The organism is Klebsiella sp. GN_Kp190 (assembly GCF_040061795.1).
Taxonomy (GTDB): domain Bacteria; phylum Pseudomonadota; class Gammaproteobacteria; order Enterobacterales; family Enterobacteriaceae; genus Klebsiella; species Klebsiella michiganensis.
In genome coordinates, this window is record NZ_JBEAFN010000074.1 from 70,285 (window position 1) to 93,098 (window position 22,814).

17 protein-coding genes and 2 pseudogenes are annotated in these 22,814 nt (G+C 55.2%); 9 read left to right on the forward strand and 10 right to left on the reverse strand.

What is annotated here, in order from left to right:
- Positions 1-2: 2 nt before the first annotated feature.
- The 7 genes from ABLU67_RS27285 to ABLU67_RS27315 all read right to left on the reverse strand — a co-directional run bounded on the left by ABLU67_RS27285 (position 3) and on the right by ABLU67_RS27315 (position 7,001).
- Positions 3-962: an AEC family transporter gene (locus tag ABLU67_RS27285; RefSeq protein WP_348852607.1), complete on the reverse strand. Its 960-nt coding sequence runs from the start codon at positions 960-962 to the stop codon at positions 3-5.
- 129 nt (positions 963-1,091) lie between these two features.
- Positions 1,092-1,892 (reverse strand): biotin-independent malonate decarboxylase subunit gamma, encoded by an 801-nt coding sequence (gene mdcE / locus ABLU67_RS27290; RefSeq protein WP_064377284.1) that lies wholly within the window; start codon positions 1,890-1,892, stop codon positions 1,092-1,094.
- Entirely contained in the window at positions 1,892-2,725 is an 834-nt protein-coding gene (locus ABLU67_RS27295) for a biotin-independent malonate decarboxylase subunit beta (RefSeq protein WP_004851300.1), read from the reverse strand. The genes mdcE and ABLU67_RS27295 overlap by 1 nt, the downstream gene beginning before the upstream one ends.
- A complete protein-coding gene (gene mdcC / locus ABLU67_RS27300; protein ID WP_004102520.1) occupies positions 2,718-3,017 on the reverse strand; it encodes a malonate decarboxylase acyl carrier protein in 300 nt (99 codons plus the stop codon). The genes ABLU67_RS27295 and mdcC overlap by 8 nt, the downstream gene beginning before the upstream one ends.
- A 17-nt stretch (positions 3,018-3,034) precedes the next feature.
- On the reverse strand, positions 3,035-3,877 hold the full coding sequence (locus ABLU67_RS27305; protein WP_048262144.1) for a triphosphoribosyl-dephospho-CoA synthase: 843 nt from the start codon (positions 3,875-3,877) through the stop codon (positions 3,035-3,037).
- On the reverse strand, positions 3,877-5,532 hold the full coding sequence (gene mdcA, locus ABLU67_RS27310; protein WP_048262142.1) for a malonate decarboxylase subunit alpha: 1,656 nt from the start codon (positions 5,530-5,532) through the stop codon (positions 3,877-3,879). The genes ABLU67_RS27305 and mdcA overlap by 1 nt, the downstream gene beginning before the upstream one ends.
- Positions 5,533-5,966: 434 nt before the next feature.
- Positions 5,967-7,001, reverse strand: coding sequence for an AI-2E family transporter (locus ABLU67_RS27315; protein ID WP_004119683.1), 1,035 nt, complete (start codon positions 6,999-7,001; stop codon positions 5,967-5,969).
- A gap of 526 nt (positions 7,002-7,527) precedes the next feature.
- Between ABLU67_RS27315 and mdtJ the strand changes: the two genes are divergently transcribed.
- From mdtJ to ABLU67_RS27330, 3 genes are all read left to right on the forward strand, one after another.
- Entirely contained in the window at positions 7,528-7,890 is a 363-nt protein-coding gene (gene mdtJ / locus ABLU67_RS27320; RefSeq protein WP_004851286.1) for a multidrug/spermidine efflux SMR transporter subunit MdtJ, read from the forward strand.
- On the forward strand, positions 7,877-8,206 hold the full coding sequence (gene mdtI, locus ABLU67_RS27325; protein WP_004851284.1) for a multidrug/spermidine efflux SMR transporter subunit MdtI: 330 nt from the start codon (positions 7,877-7,879) through the stop codon (positions 8,204-8,206). Before mdtJ ends, mdtI begins: the two co-directional genes overlap by 14 nt.
- Before the next feature lie 105 nt (positions 8,207-8,311).
- Entirely contained in the window at positions 8,312-10,468 is a 2,157-nt protein-coding gene (locus ABLU67_RS27330) for a bifunctional diguanylate cyclase/phosphodiesterase (RefSeq protein ID WP_025105790.1), read from the forward strand.
- A 4-nt stretch (positions 10,469-10,472) separates the two neighbouring features.
- On the opposite strand, the gene ABLU67_RS27335 is transcribed toward ABLU67_RS27330, so the two are convergent.
- The 3 genes from ABLU67_RS27335 to ABLU67_RS27345 all read right to left on the reverse strand — a co-directional run bounded on the left by ABLU67_RS27335 (position 10,473) and on the right by ABLU67_RS27345 (position 14,583).
- Positions 10,473-11,285 carry a serine protease gene (locus ABLU67_RS27335; RefSeq protein WP_014229539.1) on the reverse strand — a complete coding sequence of 271 codons (813 nt, stop codon included), beginning with the start codon at positions 11,283-11,285 and terminating at the stop codon, positions 10,473-10,475.
- Positions 11,286-12,495: 1,210 nt separating this feature from the next.
- Positions 12,496-12,921, reverse strand: coding sequence for an acid resistance repetitive basic protein Asr (gene asr / locus ABLU67_RS27340; protein ID WP_009654716.1), 426 nt, complete (start codon positions 12,919-12,921; stop codon positions 12,496-12,498).
- Between the two features lie 174 nt (positions 12,922-13,095).
- Entirely contained in the window at positions 13,096-14,583 is a 1,488-nt protein-coding gene (locus ABLU67_RS27345; RefSeq protein ID WP_049082739.1) for a carboxypeptidase M32, read from the reverse strand.
- 743 nt (positions 14,584-15,326) lie between these two features.
- Between ABLU67_RS27345 and ABLU67_RS27350 the strand changes: the two are divergent.
- The 6 genes and pseudogenes from ABLU67_RS27350 to ABLU67_RS27375 all read left to right on the forward strand — a co-directional run.
- Positions 15,327-15,467 (forward strand): annotated as a pseudogene (locus ABLU67_RS27350) (type VI secretion system contractile sheath small subunit); the annotation flags it as partial.
- Positions 15,468-15,864: 397 nt separating this feature from the next.
- Positions 15,865-18,360, forward strand: coding sequence for a type VI secretion system tip protein VgrG (vgrG, locus tag ABLU67_RS27355; RefSeq protein WP_348852608.1), 2,496 nt, complete (start codon positions 15,865-15,867; stop codon positions 18,358-18,360).
- A 252-nt stretch (positions 18,361-18,612) separates the two neighbouring features.
- The gene (locus tag ABLU67_RS27360; RefSeq protein WP_348852609.1) at positions 18,613-20,580 is read left to right on the forward strand and encodes a hypothetical protein; all 1,968 of its coding nucleotides are present in this window, start codon (positions 18,613-18,615) and stop codon (positions 20,578-20,580) included.
- Position 20,581: 1 nt separating this feature from the next.
- Entirely contained in the window at positions 20,582-20,842 is a 261-nt protein-coding gene (locus ABLU67_RS27365; protein WP_064406713.1) for a PAAR domain-containing protein, read from the forward strand.
- Positions 20,842-22,275, forward strand: coding sequence for a hypothetical protein (locus ABLU67_RS27370; protein WP_064358499.1), 1,434 nt, complete (start codon positions 20,842-20,844; stop codon positions 22,273-22,275). The genes ABLU67_RS27365 and ABLU67_RS27370 overlap by 1 nt, the downstream gene beginning before the upstream one ends.
- Positions 22,276-22,281: 6 nt before the next feature.
- Positions 22,282-22,814 (forward strand): annotated as a pseudogene (locus ABLU67_RS27375) (type VI secretion protein VasK); the annotation flags it as partial.

Below are 22,814 nucleotides of genomic sequence, written 5' to 3' on the forward strand. Positions count from 1 at the left end.
CGTTAGATTCCTGACGTTAAGGTGATAAACAGCGGCAGCGACAGAATACACAGAACCGAGCTTAACAGCAGCACCGCTTCCGCATCCGGCGACTGCACGCCAAAGCGGTTGCCGAAGACCACGCCAAAGAAACCGGCCGCCAGCGCAATCATCAGAATGGCGGTAATGGCGATAGAGCCGTGCAGCCCCAGCAGCATCACCAGACCCCAGGCGATAAACGGCTGCACCAGCAGTTTGACAATAGTGGAAGTGGCAATCAGCGCATTGAGCTGCAGCTTACGCGCCGACAGAATCACCCCGGTCAGGAACAGCGCGGCGGCGGTCGCCGCCAGGCCCAGCGGTTTGATAGAGGCCAGCAGCAGATCCGGCATTTTGATACCGATGGCTGAAAGCACGACCCCCAGCAGCGGACCCCAGACAATCGGTTTTTTCACCGAACGCCACATCAGAACCGGCAGCATTGCCAGCGTCGAGCCGCTGTTCTCTCCGGCGGCGAGCGCTTTTTCACGTTCCAGAATCAGCAGGCAGAACGGCGTCATCAGTACCGATCCGCAGGCGATGGAAACGGCGACGGAGAGGGAGGTGGAGGCGCCTTCGCCGAGCACGCTGCCCAGAATCGGCAGGCCAAGCGCGGCGTAGTTAGGCAGCGCGACGGTCAGGGTCAGCACGGCGGCATCCTGCGGCGAGCGCTTGAAGACGCGGGTCGCGAGGAAGTAGATGGCCGCATAGGTAATCCACATCGCCCCGGTCAGCACCAGCACCAGCGGCGATTGCGCGACAATACCGCTCCACGGCGTTTGCACCGTGGCGCTGAACAGCGTGGCGGGCAGGGCGAAGTCCATCACGAAGATGTTGAGTAAAGAGACGTTTTTGTTATCGACCATTTTGGCCTTGCCGGCCCAGAAGCCCAGCAGCATGGTGACAAAAATCGGCGCGAGGGCATGAATAATCACATAAGTCATAAATCACCTGTAAATGAAAATAGAGTACTGGCGCGATTGTTATAATTTCTAAAAGCGGTTTATTTCCGGGGCGCGCGATGGCGCCCCGGGCGGCCGCTTCCGGCAGGTTTTCTTCTACTTAGGGACTGACTACCAGCTGGCGCGCATGCGATCGCGCACCTGTTGGGAACTACGGCGGTTCTCCGCGCCAAGGCGGCACTTCAGCGAGACATCCCGGCGGGCGTCAGCGATGGCGTCGCGCAGGGTGTCGGTGACCAGCGTCAGATCGCGGGCGTCCGGCGCGTCAGGATTGCTGATATCCAGCAGGGCGGAGAGCAGGCCGAGCGTTGCGTAGTTGCTGACGTCATAGGCCATCGGAGGGATGGTTGCCGCCAGTTTCTCCAGCGCCTCAACGGTGCGCAGGGTGATCCGCGCGGCGGACTCTTTACCCATCGCATGCACCAGTACCCCGGCGTCGTTAAAGGCGATCAGACGATTGGCCTGGTAGCCATGGGCGAGAAACGCCCCGGACATCGCTTTGCCGACGATCAGGCCAATCACCGGATGTCCGGCAAGCCGCGCCTTGGCGTAGGCGCCCGCGGCGCCCGCCAGCGCCTGATGAATACCGAACGCTTCTTCGCGACGGCCATAGGCCTGGCTGGGGACATCGATAACCGCGATAATCGGGCGCTTCACCGCGTTATCGGCATCGGCGTCGATGGTTTCGTTGACCACTTTGGCCAGCGTCCAGCCTTCGAGCAGGCCGACTTCACCCTGAGCGGCGCGTGGATAATGGTTATTAGCATCCGGCACCACGGCGATAAAACGGGCGGTTTCACCGTTAAAATCGGCATCGGCAACCTGCACCGAGGGGCACAGACCGGTCATTAGCGGGGCGTTCGGCGCCAGCTGGTTTAGCCACAGCGCGGCGCGGTTTGTGAACTGGTTCATTATTTCTCCTCCCGGGCGAATAGCTGTTTGATCTGAGCGGTATCCGCCTGCTGGCGGGTATCGAAATGGGTCAAACGGGTCAGGAAATCTTCATATTTGTCGCTGCGATGCTGCGCGGGCACGCCTTTGGCAATGGCTTCGTTCATCGCGCTTTTCACCGCGTTGATGCCATCGCCCACCAGGGCATCCACCAGACCGCTGGCGTAGCGAATTTCGCCGCCGGTCATGCTCCAGATAAACGGACGGTCGCGGGAGTCGTACTCTTCAATCCCCGCTTCCTGTTCAATAACCTGCGGTCCGTTGAGGCCCAGACGCGCTTCACGGGTGACAATCAGGTAGCTGCACAGCGCCGCGGCGATGGACATCCCGCCGAAGCAGCCGACGGTACCGGCGACAATGCCGATTACCGGGGTGTAGCGGCGCAGGTCGACAATCGCGGCGTGAATATCGGCGATGGCGGCAAGGCCCAGATTGGCTTCCTGCAGGCGCACGCCGCCGGTTTCCAGGCACAGCACCGCCTGGGTAGGAATGCCGTTGCGGTTATCTTCCGCCGCCAGCTCAAGGGCGGCGGCCATTTTCGCGCCGGAGACTTCGCCCATGCTGCCGCCCTGGAAGGTACCTTCGATGGCAATGACTACCGCCGGCTGGCCGTTAATGGTGCCTTTTGCGACGACCATACCGTCGTCGGACTGCGGGACGATGCCCTGCGCGCCGAGCCACGGGGACATAATGCCGTCAAAGGGATCCAGCAGTTCGCGATAGCTGCCGTCATCCAGCAGGGTGCGGGCGCGTTCACGGGCGCGGAGTTCAATAAAGCTGCGATCGTTACGCATGAGCCACCTCCTCAAAAACCTGTTCAATACGGATCCGCGCGACGCCGGGCGTGGCGCCGAAATCGTGGATGATCAGCTGTCCGCCGGGCAGGCCGTTAATCAGGCTCAGTCGTTCGAACAGCGCGTTCCAGCGCGCCTGGCTGTTGTCCACGGAGGTGGTGATTTCGACGTTGAGCGTATCGCTCTGTCCGGCGGTATAGAGCACTTCCATATCGCCGGAGCCGACAACGCCTGCCAGCGCTTTGCCGCTGAGGGCGCGGTTGGCAGGGAATGACAATTTAATCTGTTCCATAACATCCTCTGAATGCGTTAAGCGGAAACCCGGTCGAGAAACAGGGTGGCGGCAAGAAGATCCGCCGCGCCACCCGGCGAGGCGTTCTGCGCCAGCATCTGCACGTCGAGACGCGCCAGCGCGGCGCGCCCCCTGGCTGTCGCACATCCTCCTGCCGCCAGCACCTCGCCTGCGCCTTGCCGCATCGCCTCAAGGCCCGCCATTCCGGCGCGGGAGAGCACGCAGGTATCGCTAAGCGAGGTCATAATCGCCATCAGCGCGTCAAGCCGGGCCTGATCCTCGCTGGCCCCCGCGGCCCGGCTGCGCAATAGCTGCGGCAGCGCCAGGGTGGTGATGTGCGGAAAAGCGCGCTGCGCTTCTTCCCGGGCGCCGGGAACCTGCCAGCGGCGGCTGGCGCGCAGACCTTTACTGAAGGTCCTTGGCGCGCAGGCGTCCGGCAGACGGGCCAGGGCGGCGGCGGTTTCCGTAATTCTCTGTGCCTGACCCTCCCCCCCGAGCATCGCCGTCGCGCTGACCAGCAGGCCCAGCGCCCAGATAGCGCCGCGATGGGTATTGACCCCGGCGGTCGCCTGCATCATCCGCGCTTCGCCTTCGCGGCCAAGCCGGCCAACGGTTTCGCGCAGGGCAACGTCGGCCGGACGCCGCCAGCTCTGCTGAGCCAGCGCGTGAAACGTCGGCTGCAGGCTGTGGGCCGAACGCTCCATCAGGGCCAGGTTCAGGTCCTGATGCGCGCCGTTGCCGCGGCTATCCACCAGGCCCGGCTTGGGGCTGAGTCGCGCTTCGTCAACCAGGCAGGCGCTGGCGGTCTGGGCCAGCCAGCGGGCCCGGGTTTCAGCAACGTGGGGAGAGAGTTTTTTCATTACCAGCTCCGGAATTTTGCCGGTGGGTTGTACAGACCGTCGGACCACTCCACCAGATCGGCTACGCTGCCGGCGGCGAGCAGAGAGCGGGTGGCGTCGCTGCGGCGGATACCGATATCTTCCGGATAGACGACTTTGCCGCTTTGGCGCAGTGCGGCCACGCGTTTGGCGTCAATGCCGAGCCCGATATCGGTGATCCCGGCCACGGCCGCCACCATTGCCCGGCGCTCTTCCAGGCTTTCCGCCCGATAGAGATAGGCGATGCCTTCTTCGGTCAGCACGTGGGTGACGTCATCGCCGTAAATCATCACCGGCGCCAGCGGCATTCCGGAAGTTTTGGCGACCTCAACGGCGTCGAGTTTTTCCACGAAGGTCGGTTTCACGCCCGCCTGGAAGGTTTCCACCATCTGAACGACCAGCTTTTTACCGCGCTGCATCGGATCCGGTTCGGTGATCATGTTGAGCCATGCCGGCGTAGCGTGGCGGCGACCGTGCGGGTCGTGGCCCATATTCGGCGCGCCGCCGAAGCCGGAGAGGCGGCCGCGGGTCACCGTCGAGGAGTTGGCGTAGCCGTCAACCTGTAAGGTCGAGCCGATAAACATATCTACCGCATACTGTCCCGCCAGCTGGCAGAACGCGCGGTTGGAGCGCATGGAGCCGTCGGCGCCGGTGAAGAAGATATCCGGACGCGCGCGAATGTACTCTTCCATTCCCAGCTCTCCGCCGAAGCAGTGCACGCTCTCGACCCAACCGCTTTCAATTGCCGGAATAAGGGTGGGGTGCGGGTTCAGCGTCCAGTGTTTACAGATTTTGCCCTTCAGGCCGAGCTGTTCGCCGTAGGTCGGCAGCAGCAGTTCGATGGCGGCGGTGTTAAAGCCGATCCCGTGGTTCAGGGATTGCACCTGATGCTCGGCGTAGATGCCTTTAATCGCCATCATCGCCATCAGGATATGTTCCTGCTTAATCAGGCGCGGATCGCGGGTAAACAGCGGCTCGATAAAGAACGGTTTATCCGCGACGACCACGTAGTCAATCCACGAACCGGGTATATCCACGCGCGGCAGATCGCACTCGTCATCGACCAGTTCGTTAACCTGCGCAATAACGATGCCGTCATGGAACGCGGCGGCTTCCACCAGCGCCGGGGTATCTTCGGTGCTCGGCCCGGTGTACAGGTTGCCCTTGCGGTCGGCTTTGTAACCGGCGATCAGCGCGACGTTTGGCGACAGGTCGACGTACAGGCGAGAGTAAAGTTCGATGTAGGTGTGGATAGCGCCGATTTCCAGCAGGCCATCTTCCAGCAGCTGCGAAATACGCAGGCTTTGGGTACCGGAGAAGGAGAAATCAAGCTTGCGGGCGATACCTTTTTCGAAGAGGTCCAGATGCTCGCTGCGCCCGACGCTCGGCATAATCATATGCAGGTCGTGAATTTTTTGTGGGTTAACTTCCGCCAGCATCCGCGAGAGGAAATCAGCCTGTTTCTGGTTGTTGCCTTCCAGCACCACCCGGTCGCCGGGGGCCAACAGCTGCTCAAGAACGGCGACCAGCTGGTCGGTGGGGATCACTTTGCCCGAGACCTTCGCCTCGGTCAGTCGCCGCTGTTTTTCCGTACGGCGACGGTTCCAGACGCGTCCCGTCGTTTGTTCGGCACTCATTATTAACCTCCTGATTCGACGAATCGTTTTGATTGTCCTGGTGTGGAAGTAAGTGTGCGTCGCGAGGTGGCGGGCATCAATTAAGGCCGATGGCGAATCGTTAGCGTAAGAGTAATGATTGGCGGGGCAGAGATGTGATGACGATCAATAATGATTGCGAATGATTGGTCTACGAGCAGGGGACGTACCGGGTTGAGGCATTGGCGCGGCTTCCCGGCTCGCACTGCGTTTAGCCGGGCTACGGGTTAAGGGCGTCTGCGGGCCGGTAGCCCGGACAGATGCGCCGCATCGCCTCCGGGGAAGTTCAGCGGCTCCGCGCTCTGCTCCCGGGGGCGGCGCAAAGCGCCTGCCCGGGCTACAGTTAAGGGCGTCTGCGGGCCGGTAGCCCGGACAGATGCGTCAGCATCGCCTCCGGGGAAGCGTGCGCAATGGCGTTAGTTTTTACTCAAATCACTCAGCAGAAAGGCAATACTTTGCCCGGCCACCGTCTGTTCGAGGGCGATTTTGACGATAATCGTCAACGGTACCGAGAGTAGCATACCCACCGGGCCCAGCAGCCAGCCCCAGAAGATCAATGACAGGAAGACCACCAGCGTCGACAGCCCCAGCCCGCGGCCCATAATGCGCGGTTCAAGAATATTGCCGAACACCAGGTTAATCACCAGATAGCCTGCCAGGACCACCAGCGCTTCGTACAGACCGCCAAACACCAGCACCTGCAGGATCGGCGGGATCGCCGCGAGCACCGAACCAATGTTGGGAATGTAGTTGAGCGCAAAGGCCAGCAGTCCCCACATAAAAGCAAAGCGGACGTCCAGCAGCACCAGCATTCCCCAGACCACCAGGCCGGTCACCAGGCTGATGGCGGTTTTTAACACCAGGTAGTGGGAGACGCTATCCAGCGCGCGCTGAATCGCGCCCATTCCCTCCACCGGCCGCGACATCAGCTGCTGCAGCTTCGCGGGAAGCTGCGGCACTTCCAGCAGCATAAAGACCACCGTCAGCAGCAGCAGGAAGATAGAGGACATCGCGTTGGAAAGCTGGGTGAGCAGGCCGGTCACCAGCGTCATCACCGCGTTGGGGTCAATATACTTGTTCAGCTCCACCACTGACACGGTAAAGCCGAAGCGCTGTAGCCAGGGCGCAACGGTCTGCATCGGTTCATAGAGATAATTACGGTACTGCGGCAGGGTGCGCGCAAGCTCGTTAAGCGACGTGCCGAGCGAGGCCAGCAGCACAACGGCCAGCAGGACAATCACGCCGACCAGGAGCGAAATAGCCAGCACCCGCGGTACCCGGCAGCGCACCATGAGCTGAACCAGCGGGTTTATCACCACCGCCAGAAAGATCGCCAGAACAAAAGGAACGATAATATCCGCCGCGAAGCGAATGCCTGTCAGGATGATAACCAGCATGCCGAGCATGATGACTATTTTTAAGCCGTTAAGCGTGATGATGGGTTTGGCCATACCGCTCCCTGCGAGAGAAAAAATGGGGACTAATGTGAGTCATTGTAGACGTTGGCAAAGTCGGCGTCTCAGCGCGTCGCGTCCGCTAAAATGAAAAAAAAACGACCAATTAATCAATAATGGCCGGAACGATATCATAATGGTGATTGCGATCGGAAAAAACTAATCCAAATCAAATACCAGAGGTAAAGAACTGCAAAGACTTTGAGTTAAATGTGGCGTTATGGTACAAATCTGCGTGTGTATAACTACAGAGGACAATTTTGATCCGCAAATGACGAGAAGCAATACCGCGGATAATTGTAATTTTATGGACAATCAGTTCAGGATGTATATTTCTTTTCACCCTGCAGTATCCCTCTCTCACTCCCGCTTTCTCGGCGAGCAGCACTGGCGCTCGGCGCTTTAGTCTTCTTCTCTCTGCCTGAGCTGGCGCGCTGCGCACGGCTAATTTAACGTCAGAATTTTTCCGGTTTACTTCTCTGTAAGCCGCCATGGATTATATTCTCAAGCAGGAGAAGGGATCATGTTTTATTGGATTTTATTAGCTTTAGCTATCGTTGCTGAAATTACCGGCACGTTGTCGATGAAATGGGCAAGCGTAAGCGGCGGCCATACTGGTTTTATTTTAATGCTGGTCATGATCGCGCTTTCTTATATTTTTCTGGCTTTCGCGGTGAAAAAAATCGCCCTCGGCGTGGCCTATGCCCTCTGGGAGGGGATCGGCATTTTACTGATCACTATCTTCAGCGTCCTGCTGTTTGATGAGACGCTGTCGACGATAAAAATCGCCGGCCTGGTGACCCTGGTCGCCGGGATTGTTTTGATTAAATCGGGGACGCAGAAAGCGGTGAAGCCGGGCAAGGAGAAAGCGCATGCAACAGTTTGAGTGGGTCCACGCCGCCTGGCTGGCGCTGGCGATTGCGCTGGAAATTTTGGCCAACGTTTTTCTGAAATTTTCCGACGGCTTTCGACGTAAATTCTACGGCATTATGTCGCTGGCGGCGGTCCTGGGCGCCTTTAGCGCGCTTTCGCAGGCGGTCAAAGGAATTGACCTGTCGGTGGCCTATGCGCTGTGGGGCGGTTTCGGTATCGCGGCGACCATTGCCGCCGGCTGGGTGCTGTTTGGCCAGCGGCTGAATCATAAAGGCTGGGCCGGTCTGCTTCTGCTGGTGGTCGGCATGGTGTTAATTAAACTCGCCTGATATGATGCCGCCTGTGAATGCGGGCGGCAAATTCTGCTCTCTGTATTACGCTTAAAAAAGAGCCAGTTCGGCGTATTTTGCTGCCGGCCGATATGAGGGCAGAACATGATTCATTTGCCAGGCTGGCGCAATATTCCCTCCGCCAGAACGCTGTCCATCATGATTGTCCTCGCCGGGATCGGCTTAATCGTGTCCATTGTTTCGCTTCTTTATCTCACCCAACACCTGATCGGCCTGAAAGCAAACGAAATTGATAAGCATCGTTCCGTGCTATCGGTGGATGGGGCGGTGCAGACCTCGGTGAACCGCGTGCTGTCGCTGGTGATGGATAACGCTATCTGGGATGATGCGGTGCATCAGACCTATGCCGACAGGCTCGATCCGCAATGGCTCTACAACTCATGGGGATCGGGTTTTAAAATCAATAATCTCTATGACGGCACTTTCGTACTCGACCAGCACTATCGGGTGCTGTGGGGATCGTTTCGCAGTGAGAGCTTTACCGAGCAGGATACCCAATTCCTCGGCAACGGTTTTCGTGCGCTTATCTCGCAGCATGCCGCCGCGCTGCGCAGCGGTAAAAGCGCTTATGCCGGCATCACGCGAACCCGCGCCGGTATTGCGTTTATTGGTATTGGCCTGATTCGCCCGACGGCAGGGCGGCTACAGGTGCATGATGATACGCGTCGCTATCTGGTGATCACCCGCCATATCAACTCGCAAATGCTTGAGCGCCTGGGCGACACGTTTCAGATTCGCAACCTGCACGTCACGCCAGGCGGCGGTGAATACAGTATTCCGCTACGCACCCAGGCCGGGGAGATCGTGGGTTACCTGAGCTGGCAGCCGGGGCTTCCCGGCGCGGAAGCCGCGCGGGCGGCCTCCGACAGTATGCGGCTGATTGCCGCCGTGGCGGCTGGGCTGATCCTGCTGTTTATTCTCTTCAGCTACCTCGGGCTTTACAAGCTGGCGCGCGGCGAAAAGCTGGCGCGCGACAGTGCCATGACCGACTGGCTGAGCCGCCTGCCAAACCGACGGGCGCTGATCGAACGCCTTAACCAGGTGTGCGAAACCTCCCAACACCAAATGCAAAGCGTGGTATTTATCGATCTCGACGGCTTTAAGGATGTTAATGATAACTACGGCCATGACGTTGGCGATGCGCTGATTATTCATATCGCTAAAGAACTTCGGGAGCGCGTTCCGCCTGAAGGGATGCTGGCGCGTATGGGCGGCGATGAGTTCGCGATGACGGTAAGCGGCGAACAGGCGGTAAATCAGGCGCTGGCTTTTGCCTGGGCGGTACTGGAACTGTTAAAAGCGCCCGTTATCCTCAACGAGCGAAAAATTTATATCAGCGCCAGTATCGGTATCGCCAGCGGCCTCCCGGCAAGCTGCTCCAGCACCGAGCTTTTTCGCCGCGCTGATATTGCCATGTACCATTCGAAGAAAACCGGCAAAGGGCGCACGACCTGGTATGACGAAGCGCTCAGCGACGCGCGGCAGTATCAGCTGAATATCGAAAATGGCATTCGTCAGGGACTGGAGAACGAAGAGTTTGATGTCTGGTATCAGCCGATTGTCAACGCCGATACGCTGGTTATGGAAGGCGTGGAAGCGCTGCTGCGCTGGCCGCGGCGTCCTCAGGGGGCACTGCCGCCGGATGCGTTTATCGGTATCGCCGAAAGTAGCGGTTTGATCTACGCGCTTGGCCAGTTTGTGCTTGAACGCGCCTGTAGCGAACTGCAGCCACTGGACGATCTGCTGCTGTCGGTGAATATCTCCCCGGCGCAGTTCCGCGATCCGGAGTTTGAGTCGCGGGTGGTGCAGGTGCTGGGCCGCTGTCATTTCCCGGCCCGTCGGTTACAGCTCGAAGTCACGGAGAGCTACGTTCTGGAGAATCCCGAGCGGGCGAAGTCGGCCATTGAGAACTTAAGGGCGCTTGGCATCGCGGTGGCGCTCGATGATTTTGGCACCGGCTATTCCAGCATCGGCTATTTACGCAGCTTCAGCTTCGACAGTCTTAAAATCGACAAATCCCTGGCCGGGCTGGTGGATGTGGATACCCAGGCGGCGGAGCTGGTGCGCGGGACCGTCCGTATTGCCGGAGCGTTAGGCATCACGGTGGTGGCGGAGGGCGTTGAGAATCAGCAACAGCTGGCGCTGCTGCGGCGGGCGGGATGCGACAGATTGCAGGGTTTCTTCTTCAGTGAGCCGATGCCCGTCGCGTCGTTATTGCAGCTGCGCCAGCAGCAAGGCTGACCGCTTACTGGGCAGCCAGCGCTTCAAGCTTATCGCGAAAGCCGGTGACGGAGATGGCGCGGTTGTCCGCCCGCCAGCGATCTTTTGGTCCAGGCGCCGAACTCTGCACCGCAATCACCTGCCAGCCGTCGTCGGTTTTCAGCAGCAGCGGCGAGCCGCTATCCCCCGGCAGCGTATCGCACTGATGAGAGAGCACCGATGTCTGCGCCCAGCCGGTGACTACGCAATCCTGGTGGGTATAGAGATTATCCAGATGATCTTCCGGATAGCCAGACTGAGTCACTTTTCGTTCTGCGGTTTTTAGCGCGGCGGTCAGATCGGCTTTGCTGCCGCTAAAAATCGGCACCGGCGTAATGCCGGAAGGGGCGTAGCGCAGCACGATAAGGCCAAAGTCCCACGGCGCCGCGGCGCTGGGAACTATCCAGCCGTCGCCGTCCGCCTTAAGCCGTTTCCCCAGCGAAGGATCTACGCGGCCTTCAATACCGTGAATTTCGTACACCCAACCGCCTTTACGCGAGATAAAACGCAGCGCGACGGGTTTATCCGGTTTGCCTTTGGGCGGCGTGAGCAGGCAGTGCCCGGCGGTGAGCGCCAGATTGGGGGCGATAAGCGTGGCGGTACAGAGATTACCGCTGGCGGTTTCCAGTTGCCCAATCGCATCCCAGGGATCGTCCGTGGGGTTGCTGACCGGTTTTCGGTCGTCGTGACCAAAAAACAGCGTCTTAATATCTTTTGCACTCATGCCATCATCGTCGGCCTGGACCAGCGCTGGAAACAGGGAAATTGAACACAGTAATAACAGGACGTCTCTACGCATATCACTCTCTGGGGAGATAATTATGTATATTGAAAGTAGCAGCAGATTTAAGTTTATGAAAGTTAAGAATAATTTTAATTAAGCCAGGCGGCAGGCGAAATCAGCAAAAAACGCCAGTCGCTTACGGATGAATGGCGTGAATTCAATATGTTAACGCCATTTTCCTGCGGCGTTATTTCCGCAGAAAAGGGCAGCGGAAGCAACATAAATCGTGTATCCGAACGTACAACAGGCGGGTGCCGAATAAAGGATTTGCGGTTCAGCTTTTTCTCAAGGTAGTTAATGGCGAAAACGGCCAATATCACGCAAAAAAAGAGATATCTTCACAGGAAAATCGGACTTCTTTACCTGTTTATCACTTACTTTCAAAGCGAAACATTTTCTCACCGAAAACGTTGTTATTGCTATCACCTTGTTGAGCAAACAGAGATGTTATCCCGGCGATGATATCTGCAATGTCAAACACCCGATGTACGGGAGGATTTATGTCTAAACAAGGTATTCGCGCATTGGTTTACGTTTCGCTGGTATCAGCAATGATTTGGGGCGCGACGGGCTATCTGCTGGTGACGGCGGTTCACGTTCTTTAATTCGCGGCCTCATCGTGGCGGAACGAGGCAGGTTTAAGCGGCGGGCTGAGCGCGTTTTGCGGCCAGCGCCGCCCGTTCCGGCGTTTGATTGATAGATAAATCCCCGGGCAGGCCGCCGGTGTTCTCGTCAGCAAAATCTTCGTCCCTTACATTTTCTCTTCCGGGCGCTAACGCTGCCGGTAATGTTGCGTGAAGGTGCCGTTGCGCAGCAGGTGACAACAAAGCGTAGCGGGGTGATGGCAGGTTTGGCGACCGCATTAAGCGACCCCAACGATATTCTCTTTTTCCGCAGTGTATTCATATCGCTGACGGTATCGGCTGCTGTCTGGGGCTGTTGACGGCGGTGTGGGTGCGTATCGACCGGAGCGTGCTTTCGCTTGATATTCTGGCGGTTCGTCGTTGGCTAACGGCGCGTTACGTCAAACGTTTGACGACGGTCTCGGCGACAACCTGTGGCAGCAATAGGTTTAGTAAAGAAAAAAACGGCTGGCGACCAGCGCGCAGATAATCAGCAGGATCAGGATGAGCTCAAAACGATAGCGCCGCAGCATGGTGCTCTCCAGAAAAAAACGGCGCTGAAGCCAGCGCCGATATCATATCACATCGCTTAACCCGGGAGATTAAGCAGCCGGTTGTGCAGCTGGTTTAGCGGTATGATGTTTGGTGGTTTTGTGGTGTTTTTTCGCTGCCTGTGCTTTCTGAGCTACCGGTTTAGCAGCGGCTTTTTTGTGTTTCTTAGCGGCCTGAGCTTTCTGGGTGGCAGCCGGTTTAGCTTCTGCTTTTTTGTGCTTTTTAGCGGCCTGCGCTTTCTGGGTGGCAGCGGGTTTAGCGGCTGCTTTTTTGTGCTTTTTCGCAGCCTGCGCTTTCTGCTCAGCAGCCGGTTTCGCAGCGGCGGTATGGTGTTTCTTGTGGTGGGTCGCTTTAGCGGTGGTGCTGTGAGTTGCAGCAGCCGGCGCCGGAGTCGTGGTGGTGGCAGCATCGGCAGCGAAAGCAACAGAAGACAGACCCATTGCAGCGGCAACGACCAGAGCTAATACTTTTTTCATTCTGATATCCTCGAAAAGGTTTCTTGTTTCAACCCCACTGCGGGGCCGTTGAAAGAACTATATGCCTGTCTTATCGAGGTTTCCGTGAGTGTTTGGTATCGGCGTGTAACCATATGTACAACGCGCTGCTACAACAATGGGACACGGCGTCGGGCGCGGCCCGACGCCGGTGATTTACAGATAACGCGAGGTAAGGTGCTGGCGGAAATAGTCGCTGTTAAGGTCTTCTCCGGTTGCATGCTGAATCAGCTGCGAGGTGGTAAAACGGCTACCGTGCTGCCAGATATTTTGCCGCAGCCAGTCAAACAGGGCGCTGAAGTTACCGTTGGCGATATCGCTTTCCAGCTGCGGCAGCGCCCGTCTGGCGGAAGCCATCAGCTGAGCGGCGTACATCGCGCCAAGCGTGTAGGAAGGGAAATAGCCAAAACCGCCGTCGGTCCAGTGGATATCCTGCATACAGCCGTCGCGATAGTTGCCGAGGGTGGAAAGTCCCAGCCAGTGCTGCATTTTTTCATCCCACAGCGCCGGAATATCCTCGACCTCAATATCGCCATCAATCAGCGCGCGTTCAATTTCGTAGCGCAGAATAACGTGTGCCGGATAGCTCACTTCGTCAGCGTCGACGCGGATAAAGCCCGGCTTGACGCGCTGATTCCATGCGATGAAGTTTTCGTGGCTAAAGGCCGGCTGTTCACCAAAGTACTGGCGTACCGTTGGCAGCAGGCGCTGCAGGAAGGCGTCGCTACGGCCAAGCTGCATCTCGAAAAACAGGCTTTGCGATTCATGGATCGCCGTGGAGCGGGCGAGGGCAATGGGCTGATCGAGCCAGTTGCGCGGCAGGTTTTGTTCATAGCGCGCGTGGCCGGTTTCGTGAATGACGCCAAACAGCGCGCTGAGCAGGTCGTTTTCGTTGTAGCGCGTGGTGATACGGACGTCCTGGGGCACGCCGCCACAGAACGGGTGGGCGCTGATATCCAGGCGTCCGCCGTCAAAATCAAATCCCAGCACGCGCATCGCCTCCAGCCCCAGCTCGCGCTGGTCGGCAATCGGAAACGGCCCTTGAGGTTCGATGAGCGGCGTTTGCGCCTGCTTCTCAACCACCTTCTCCAGCAGCGAAGGAAGCCAGGATTTCAGGTCCGCGAACAGTACGTCAAGACGGGCGCTGGTCATATCGGGTTCAAAAATATCCAGCAGCGCGTCGTAGCGGGAACCGCCTTTTGCCGCAGCCCGAATCTGCGCCTCTTCGCGACTCAGTTTGACGACGTCACGCAGGTTCTCGGCAAAACCCTGCCAGTCGTTCGCCGGACGCTGGCTACGCCAGGCGTGCTCGCAGCGGCTACCCGCCAGCGATTTCGCTTCCACCAGGCTTTCCGGCAGCAGCGCCGCCTGTTCGTACTGGCGGGTCATTTCGCGCAGGTTGGCCTGTTCCACATCATTTAGCTCTTCCTGAAGCGCATTCTGCAGCCATTCACCCACTTTTTTATCGGTCAGGATCTGATGCTGCAAAACGCCAAGCTCGGCCAGCGCTTCGCCGCGGGCCGCGCTGCCGCCGGGGGGCATCATGGCGAACATATCCCAGCCGGCGATGGCGGAAAGATGCGAGAAGCGGGAGAGTCGCTGGAAGGTCTTTAGAAGTGACTGATACGGTGAACTTTTTTCCATACTGTCGAATCCTGTTGGGTGTGTTTGCATAGGTGAGACTTAGCAGTATTCCATCACAATTTCTTTACCTTTCCCACAATGAAAAAACCGGGTATATCTGGAAGAAATCCCGCTTCCCGTAGTGACAGCAGCGGGCAGCATTCATCCACTCGGTCCGATAGCAGTAAACCGTTCAGATAGACCTGCTGGTCGTTGACGTTGAAGAGAGAGATTGTAGGCCGTAATAACATAATTTTGCATAAATGGGGGACAATGCTTTCTTCTTAACAATGCTCAGTGGTTAGTCGGAATAAATAATCTCTGGCTGATAAGGTGGTTATTATTTGCGGTTTTTATATTTATCCTAAATATCATTGTTTATAACGATATTAAAGTTCGGCTTTAGACTGCTTCAATGTTCATAAATGGTAAGGAGAATTTGATTGCTCTTACTTTTGACAACTATATTTTTGTGCTGTCGATAATATTTATATTCAGTAAGTATTGATTTAAATCAATCATACCTAACTATTTATATATGAATTGGGAATTTATTCATAAAGTGAAGGTGTATAGCGGATGGTTTACTGGCAAAGGCCTGTTGAAACTTATGTCAAACATCACACCCGGTTGATTGACCACTTTTAATTCTTTGTTCTACAATGAATTTCTGTTGGGGTGATGCTTCAAACCCATGTTTCCTGAGGGCAGGTATTACCGACATTTAACCCGGAGGTCAGTCTTACGGAGCTTAAACCCTCTGGCTGGCGATGCGTCATTTATTACGCAAACTCAAATCCAGCCCACCTGGTAACGCAACATTCAGAAAAGATCCTGAAAAGATTCTGCAAGACCCTGCGATATCTCAGGGATTATGCGGCGAAATAAATGAGCTGGCTCCAAAATTGGTGACGTGCATTATTTTATGGGTTCACCGGGAATATTCTCGTACCGGACCACTCCGACATCCCAGCTTTATTCGACGTAAAAATATCGGCTCTGAACATCCGCGAACGAGCGGGCCGGCAATACAGACAGTCCGCCAGTCAGACCTGATGCGCTTTGGTAAGTTAGCAGCGACGGGCGGTAGCGTGCCAGAAAACGATAAAGAGAGTCTCTGGAAAATCCAGCCATTCTGCTACGACGATTTAATCATTGCTGTACCCGCGCCAGGGAAGGGGGCCTGAGCAGGGTGTACGGACAAATCCTGGGCGTGGATTGGCCGCTGCCGTAGGGCGACCCGGAGCCAGAATGAAATGAAGAGGAGGGGATTGTGATGGCATTTGATGAAGAGGTAACCGAATGAGTGATATACCCGCTTTGCTATTCAGCCACAGCCACCATCTGTTAACGGTGCGCGGCTGCAGCGCCTTTCTGGACGTGCTGAGCTTTGAAGGTGAGGAGGCCCTGAGCGAACCGTTCAGATACGTGATTGAGTTCACCAGCGCCGACAAAACCATCACGCCGCAGCAGATGCTGATGCAGGACGCGACCTTCACCCTGCAGGCGCCTGCGGACCAGGGTTTCGGGATTAACATTCAGCAGCCGGTGCGCACGATTCAGGGCGTGGTGACGGCGTTTGAGCGCCTTTCCGCATCCCGCGACGAAACGCACTATTCCCTGACCCTGCAGCCTCGTCTGGCGCTGCTCTCCCGGAGCCACCAGAACCGGATTTACCAGGATATGTCGGTGCCGGATATCGTGGAGCATATCCTGCGTACCCGCCACGCCATGCGCGGGGAGGACTTTGTCTTCACCCTGGCACAGGCGTATCCGCGTCGCGAGCAGGTGATGCAGTACGGCGAGGACGACCTGCGCTTTATCACCCGCCTGCTGGGAGAGGTCGGTATCTGGTTCCGCTTCACCGCCGACACCCGGCTGAATATTGACGTGGTGGAGTTTTACGATGACCAGCGGCACTACGAGCAGGGGCTGGTTCTGCCGTCGGTGCCGCCCTCCGGCCAGCACGACGGCGGTACCGAGTCGGTGTGGGCGCTGAAAAGCCAGCATAACGTGGTGCAGCAGTCGGTGTTCACCCGGGACTACAACTACCGCAACGCGCCGGAGGAGATGAGCCAGAGCGCGGACGTGACGTCCGGCGACGTCACCACCTACGGCGAGGCGTATCACTGGGCGGATAACTACCTGGCGCCGGGCAGTGACGGCCAGCGCAACCCGGAGCCGGAGAGCGGGGCGTTTTATGCCCGTCTGCGCCACGAGCGCTACCTGAACGACCAGACCCGGCTGAGCGGCAGGACCAGCAGCGCGGCGCTGGCGCCGGGCCGGGAGCTGAAGGTCACCGGAGGCGCTGAGGTGACGGAGGTTTTCCGCCAGGGCGTGGTGATTACCGGCATCCACAGCCGCGCCCGTCGCGACCGCAGCTATGAGGTGGCGTTTACGGCCATCCCGTTCTCGGAAAATTACGGCTTCCGTCCGCAACCGGGCGACAGGCCGGTCATGGCCGGCACGCTGCCGGCGCGGGTGACCAGCACGAAAACCAACGATATCTACGGCCATATCGACCGCGACGGCCGTTATAAGGTCAACCTGCTGTTTGACCGCGACCACTGGCAGCCGGGGGAAGAGAGTCTGTGGGTACGTCAGGCGCGCCCCTATGCCGGGGACACATACGGCCTGCACCTGCCGCTGCTGGCGGGGACGGAAGTGGCCATCGCTTTTGAGCAGGGAGACCCGGACCGTCCGTATATTGCCGGTGTCCTGCACGACTCGGCGCACCCGGACCCTGTCACCATCCGGAACTATAAGCGCAACGTCCTGCGGACCCCGGCGAACAACAAAATCCGCCTCGACGACGCGCGTGGCAAAGAGCACATCAAGGTCAGCACGGAGTACGGCGGCAAGAGTCAGCTGAACCTGGGGCATCTGGTGGACAGCGAAAAACAGCCACGCGGCGAGGGGTTTGAGCTGCGGACGGACAGCTACGGAGCGATACGGGCCGGGAAAGGGATATTCATTACTGCTGATGCACAATCGAAGGCGCAGGGACAGCAATTGGCGATGGAACCGGCGATGTCGCGGCTTTCAGCGGCACTAGTGGAAATGCAGTCACTGGCTGCCAGCGCACAGCAGGCACAGGCGCTGGCTGCGGATGTTGGACGTCAGCAGACGTTGCTGCAACAGAAGATAGAGCAGCTTCAGAAGGAAGTACTGCTGGGAACGGCCCCGCAGGGTGTGGCGCTGGCAAGCGGTGACGATATGCTGCTGTCGGCGCAGGAGAATCTGACGCTGATTGCAGGTCAGCAGCTGGATATGGGGGCGCAGAAGGACTTCACACTGGCGGCGGGTAAACAACTCAGTCTCTGGAGTCAGAATGGGGCGAAGTGGTTTGCGTCGCGGGGGGATATTGATATTCAGGCGCAGGGCGGACATATCACCACTTGGTCAACGCAGGACACGCATATTTCGAGTGGCAAGAAGCTGGTAATAACGGCACAGGATGAACTGACGCTGATATGCGGGGGCGGATATATCAAAATCAAAGGTGGGAATGTTGAAATTGGCGGTCCTGGAAAGTTGCTGATAAAAAACACCGGTATTAAGAAAGCAGGTTCGGGTAGTATGCAGGGAGTAATGAAGTCGTTTGAGTCGGGAAGTTTTGATGAGAAGTTTGTCATTCGAAATTCTCTGACCAAAGAACCTTTAGCCAATAAGGCATATTCAATAACCATGCCGGATGGAAGGATTGTTTCAGGGGTGACAGATTTAAATGGTTCTACATCATTAAATACCTCGGATGTCATTGATGATATGACTATCACTCTTATTAAAGGTAAGTAAGGTCTCAGTCTTTATTTGTGGGAGAGCGAAATGTTACTGATGATTTATTCTTTGTTAATAATTTATGCGCTAATCGCAGGAAGTTTGCTTACATTAGTTACATGGCTTTGTTGTAAGAGAGTTCATGGTTTGCGTATCATATTGCTGATTTGGTTTGGGTGTATCTGTGTGGCGTTTGTTGCTTTGTATGCTCTGCAATTTACTGAATTTGGTCTCATACGATAATGCTATGTTTTCAAAACAGGAGGTAGTATGGTACATAAGACTGAGCCAGTTAGAGAGTTAGAGATTAAATATGATGATAATGGCCATCCTTCTTGGTGTTCTTTTCCATCGCATAAGAATGTTCAGGTTCGTGGAGCTTGCGATGTGCCGCCTCATCTGCCTGGGCTTATAATACTTGTCCATGGTGTTAACTCCACAGGTGAATGGTATCAAAAAGCAGAGTCTGCATTATGTGCAGGATTGAATAAACGCCTTGGACTTGAAGGCACTAATTTTGAGTTAAAGGCTAACATATATAGTGGGGATGACAAGATAGAATTAGATGAGAAAGGCGTCGAAAAAAGAACTCCAATGTCTCCATTAGTAGAAAGGAAATTAGTCACTGACAATGGCCGGTCACCTGTAATTCGATTTTATTGGGGCTATTCATCACCATTAGGTGACGAAGATAAGTTTGTTATTCCTTTGGTAAGTATTAAGGGTGATGACTATCATCAGATGAAGCGAGATGGCATCCCATTGTATGATATTTTGAAAAAAGGTCCTTATATATGGGGCGGCGGTCCCTTTCAAAATGGCACGAATAATCTTCATTCACTTTGGAGTAAAAAAGGATTCAATGAAGATTTAGCCAATATACCTGGTGCAAAAGTTCAATATGGTAATGAAGACAAAGATCGCTTACTAACCACAGCACCACCACGAAACTATTATGCTCATGCCGCGAAGCGGTTAGCTGATTTATTGGATCTTATTCGAGAGAAATATCCTAAGGATACAGTCACCATAATTTCACATAGCCAAGGAACTATGGTTTCAATGGCTGCTACTGCACTGGCAAATAAAGCACCTGATACTCTATTTATAATGAATTCACCTTATGCCCTTCATAATAGTCAATTGAATGCCTTTTCAATGCCTCCTGAAGAATATATTTCTCCATCTGGTCGAGAAAGTACTCTGTCAGCAATAATTGATAAAGTTGCACTTCAATCAACACATTTATCTTCGTTAGGCTATGAGGGGTTGTGTGTAGGTCAATCACAGGATAATAAAAACTGGAAGCCCGATATAACTCTTGTAGCTTCTGACAAAAATGAAACGAGAAATATCCCGGAAAGAGATAATCACGGGAGGACTTATGTTTATTTCAATCCACATGACAGAGTTATGGGTTCCCTCCCTCTGCATTCGGTAGGGTGGCAAGGTTTCCCAAATGATGAAAAAGGGAATCCTCATCCACTTATCACCCAGCATAAGGGGTATTTATTCCAGCGAATGCTTGCCAGAAATACACCTTGTGGTATAGCTCCCGAGTCAAAAACTCCATTTGGTCGATTGCCAGATGGTAAACCCTTTTGGGATGATGAAGGAGATGAATATCAGAGCAGTGGTTTTGTGTACCCAGATCCACCTCACTGGCAAACTGTATTTATTAATGCCGAGGAAGTCCCTGAGCCAATTAAGGAAAATGAACTAAGTGATTTCGATAAAACAAGAGTTGGTGCTGAGCATGGCCCACAGGAAAAAAACGGTTGGGGAGAGCGTGATCCTAAAACTGGTTATAAGAATGACGATACTTACGATAATTTCATTAATTTGTATCCCGATCAGGATATCGTTATTGGTGTCAAAAAACAATCGGAATATGGTACTTACGGTAGCGTAACTCCAGTAACCCGTAAGGAGACGTTTGACGAAAAAGATCGCAGGATACGTTCATATGTCGCACAACCTACAGATCATAGTACTTTACCCAGTAATTTAAATTTTATGGCACGAGTCGTTGCTTATGATTTACCCATTGGTTACTGTGAATCGGGTTGGGATAGGGCTTTTATCACTGATCTACGCCGTCGAGCAGACTGGACTCAGGGACTGGATACATATTTAAAAACCGGAATTCCAAACAATGTTACTGAGCCAGAAATAATCAGCACAGAAACAGCATTGGAAGAAATGATTCGTGTGAAGACCAAAGAATACGGATATTGATATGGGAAAGAAAATAGTTGTTCTTGGCGATGCTACCTCGCATGGAGGAAAAGTAGTCTCTGTATCATCTACTTTTGAAATTGAAGGTAAAAATGTTGCACTGCTGAATGATTCGGTGTCCTGTCCGGAACACGGTTCTAATCCGATAGTGGAATGCGATATGAGTTATGAGGAAAACGGTAGGGGAATTGTGGCGCATGGTTGTAAGAGCGCCTGTGGTTCCGTGATCTACGCTAGTTTGCCGGATGTGGAGATAGGTTGATGGGCTGGTCATTACCCGAGGTTCCCGCGAGGCCAGATACGCAACCCTGGTCGCCCTGGGTATGCCTATCAATTACTTTCGCCGGTGTATTTATCGCGTTAGTTCGGGTGGTACTGCATTCACCCTCCGGTAGTTTACCAACGCTTGCAAGCGGCTACTGGCTACCACTGACCGGATATACTTTGGTGGGTGTTACAATTACCATAACCTTTTATTTGTTATGCTGGGAAATACAGACTTTCCGCGTCCGTAACTGGAATAACTGGCGACGAAATATGCACCTGGCCTGGCAACGTCAAGCACACCTGCATTTATGCGTGACCAGGCATGTGGTATTAACCGCAGACCCACAATTGCTTTCTCGACTAGCGGGTGTTGCGTCTGAAAGCAGCGACGAAACATCTTTATTAACATTGCTTCCCGAAGAAGCTTTTATTCCTGGTATTTCACGCTTTGAACAACTTTGTCGTTTATTAATAAACCAGATTAAAACAATACTTTCTCAGGCCTATCCTTCAGGTCCGTTAACGGTGATAATACAGACATCTGCTTCTGATAAAAAACAGGAAATTCAGTATTTTTCCCTTCTCTGGGAAGATGAAAAATTGCCATGGATGCCAGATATTCATGCCTTATCCAATTCGTCAATTTTTAATAATTGGAATAAATTCCTGTCTACTGCTCGTTATCCATTGCTTGTACTGGCGCTGCATTACCGCCAGCCGGAGGAAGCCTTAGCGGAATTTGCCTGTGCGTTGTTGCTGTTGCCTGAAGCGATGCTTAAATCGTCAGAACAGCGCGATGCGGTGCGAGTATTTCGCGCCATGCCGCTGAATACTGGTGCATTGCCCCGCGAGCTGGCTGAATTGCGCGATATGGCGCAGCAGCCTTCTGGTGTAAAACATCTGGTCTGGCACAGCGGGTTATCTACGTCGTCCGCACAGGCGCTGGGGCGGGTGGTTAATGAGTTACCTCTGCCCCTGCATACTGATATTGCAGCCGGTGGCATTATCGATTTTGCGAAAATCAGCGCAGACTACGGGCATCTGGCGGGATGGCTGATGGTAGCTGCAGCAGCAGAGATGGTCAATTACGGTCCGGGAAGCCACTGGCTGCTACAGGCGGATGACAAACGGGCCGGCGCAATGGTCGTCGGCAATAATCTGCCGGTTATCTGTGATGAAGATGTGAACATACTCCCGTTGCCTTATCCGGCGGGTTCACTCTGCCTTGCCGTATTGCTCAACGTGGCGGCTTTTGGGGGCGTTGCCCGTTTTTTTCCGGACTGGCTGTTCTCCTGGTGCGGCGTGCTCAGTATGTTACTGTCGCTGGCAGTCACTCTACCCGGTGCTGTTTTCCTGCTGCGCCACGCCCTCACTGCTCTGCAACGCCCCCACTTTATTCAGGCTGCCGGACTTGCCCGCAAGGAATAATCCAATATGAAAAGGTTTTTATACATCCTGGGAGCGGGTCTCTGTGTCCTGGTTGTTTTGTTGGCGCTGTTGTTTATTCTGGCCCAGACAACTCATCTTTTTTTTGAATGGACGGGTGAACGCGTATTCTGGATTTCGCTGTTGGGTGCGGTTTTTCTGACCAGTCTGTTGAGCGTGCTGATTTTTTTTCTTATCCCTTTCCAAAAAAACGACCCCCCGGTGACTCCGCAGTGCAGTCGCCCGGCAGGCGAGGGGGCTTGTACACAGGAACGAGATATCTCCCTTTCTTCGATAAAAAAGCACCTCCGCCGTCGCTACAACCTTTTCTGGCGCAGTCAGGTCCGCCTGCTGCTGGTCTGTGGCGAACCCGAACACATCGCCGCCATCGCCCCCGGTCTGGCGGAAAAACAGTGGCTCGAAGGCCGCCGCACGGTGCTGATTTATGGCGGCAGTCTGTCATCGGCGCCGGACACCGGGCGCCTGACCGCCCTGCGTAAGCTGCGCCGCAGCCGTCCGCTGGACGGCATCGTGCTGGCGCT

Bases quoted from the DNA above. Each gene is read 5' to 3' on its own strand.
- ABLU67_RS27315 (WP_004119683.1), bottom strand. From the start codon at position 7,001: ATGGCCAAACCCATCATCACGCTTAACGGCTTAAAAATAGTCATCATG.
- ABLU67_RS27360 (WP_348852609.1), top strand. From the start codon at position 18,613: ATGGTACATAAGACTGAGCCAGTTAGAGAGTTAGAGATTAAATATGAT.
- ABLU67_RS27295 (WP_004851300.1), bottom strand. From the start codon at position 2,725: ATGCGTAACGATCGCAGCTTTATTGAACTCCGCGCCCGTGAACGCGCC.
- vgrG (WP_348852608.1), top strand. From the start codon at position 15,865: ATGAGTGATATACCCGCTTTGCTATTCAGCCACAGCCACCATCTGTTA.
- ABLU67_RS27285 (WP_348852607.1), bottom strand. From the start codon at position 962: ATGACTTATGTGATTATTCATGCCCTCGCGCCGATTTTTGTCACCATG.
- ABLU67_RS27345 (WP_049082739.1), bottom strand. From the start codon at position 14,583: ATGGAAAAAAGTTCACCGTATCAGTCACTTCTAAAGACCTTCCAGCGA.
- ABLU67_RS27365 (WP_064406713.1), top strand. From the start codon at position 20,582: ATGGGAAAGAAAATAGTTGTTCTTGGCGATGCTACCTCGCATGGAGGA.
- ABLU67_RS27330 (WP_025105790.1), top strand. From the start codon at position 8,312: ATGATTCATTTGCCAGGCTGGCGCAATATTCCCTCCGCCAGAACGCTG.
- mdcC (WP_004102520.1), bottom strand. From the start codon at position 3,017: ATGGAACAGATTAAATTGTCATTCCCTGCCAACCGCGCCCTCAGCGGC.
- mdtI (WP_004851284.1), top strand. From the start codon at position 7,877: ATGCAACAGTTTGAGTGGGTCCACGCCGCCTGGCTGGCGCTGGCGATT.
- mdcE (WP_064377284.1), bottom strand. From the start codon at position 1,892: ATGAACCAGTTCACAAACCGCGCCGCGCTGTGGCTAAACCAGCTGGCG.
- mdtJ (WP_004851286.1), top strand. From the start codon at position 7,528: ATGTTTTATTGGATTTTATTAGCTTTAGCTATCGTTGCTGAAATTACC.
- ABLU67_RS27305 (WP_048262144.1), bottom strand. From the start codon at position 3,877: ATGAAAAAACTCTCTCCCCACGTTGCTGAAACCCGGGCCCGCTGGCTG.
- ABLU67_RS27335 (WP_014229539.1), bottom strand. From the start codon at position 11,285: ATGCGTAGAGACGTCCTGTTATTACTGTGTTCAATTTCCCTGTTTCCA.
- asr (WP_009654716.1), bottom strand. From the start codon at position 12,921: ATGAAAAAAGTATTAGCTCTGGTCGTTGCCGCTGCAATGGGTCTGTCT.
- ABLU67_RS27370 (WP_064358499.1), top strand. From the start codon at position 20,842: ATGGGCTGGTCATTACCCGAGGTTCCCGCGAGGCCAGATACGCAACCC.
- mdcA (WP_048262142.1), bottom strand. From the start codon at position 5,532: ATGAGTGCCGAACAAACGACGGGACGCGTCTGGAACCGTCGCCGTACG.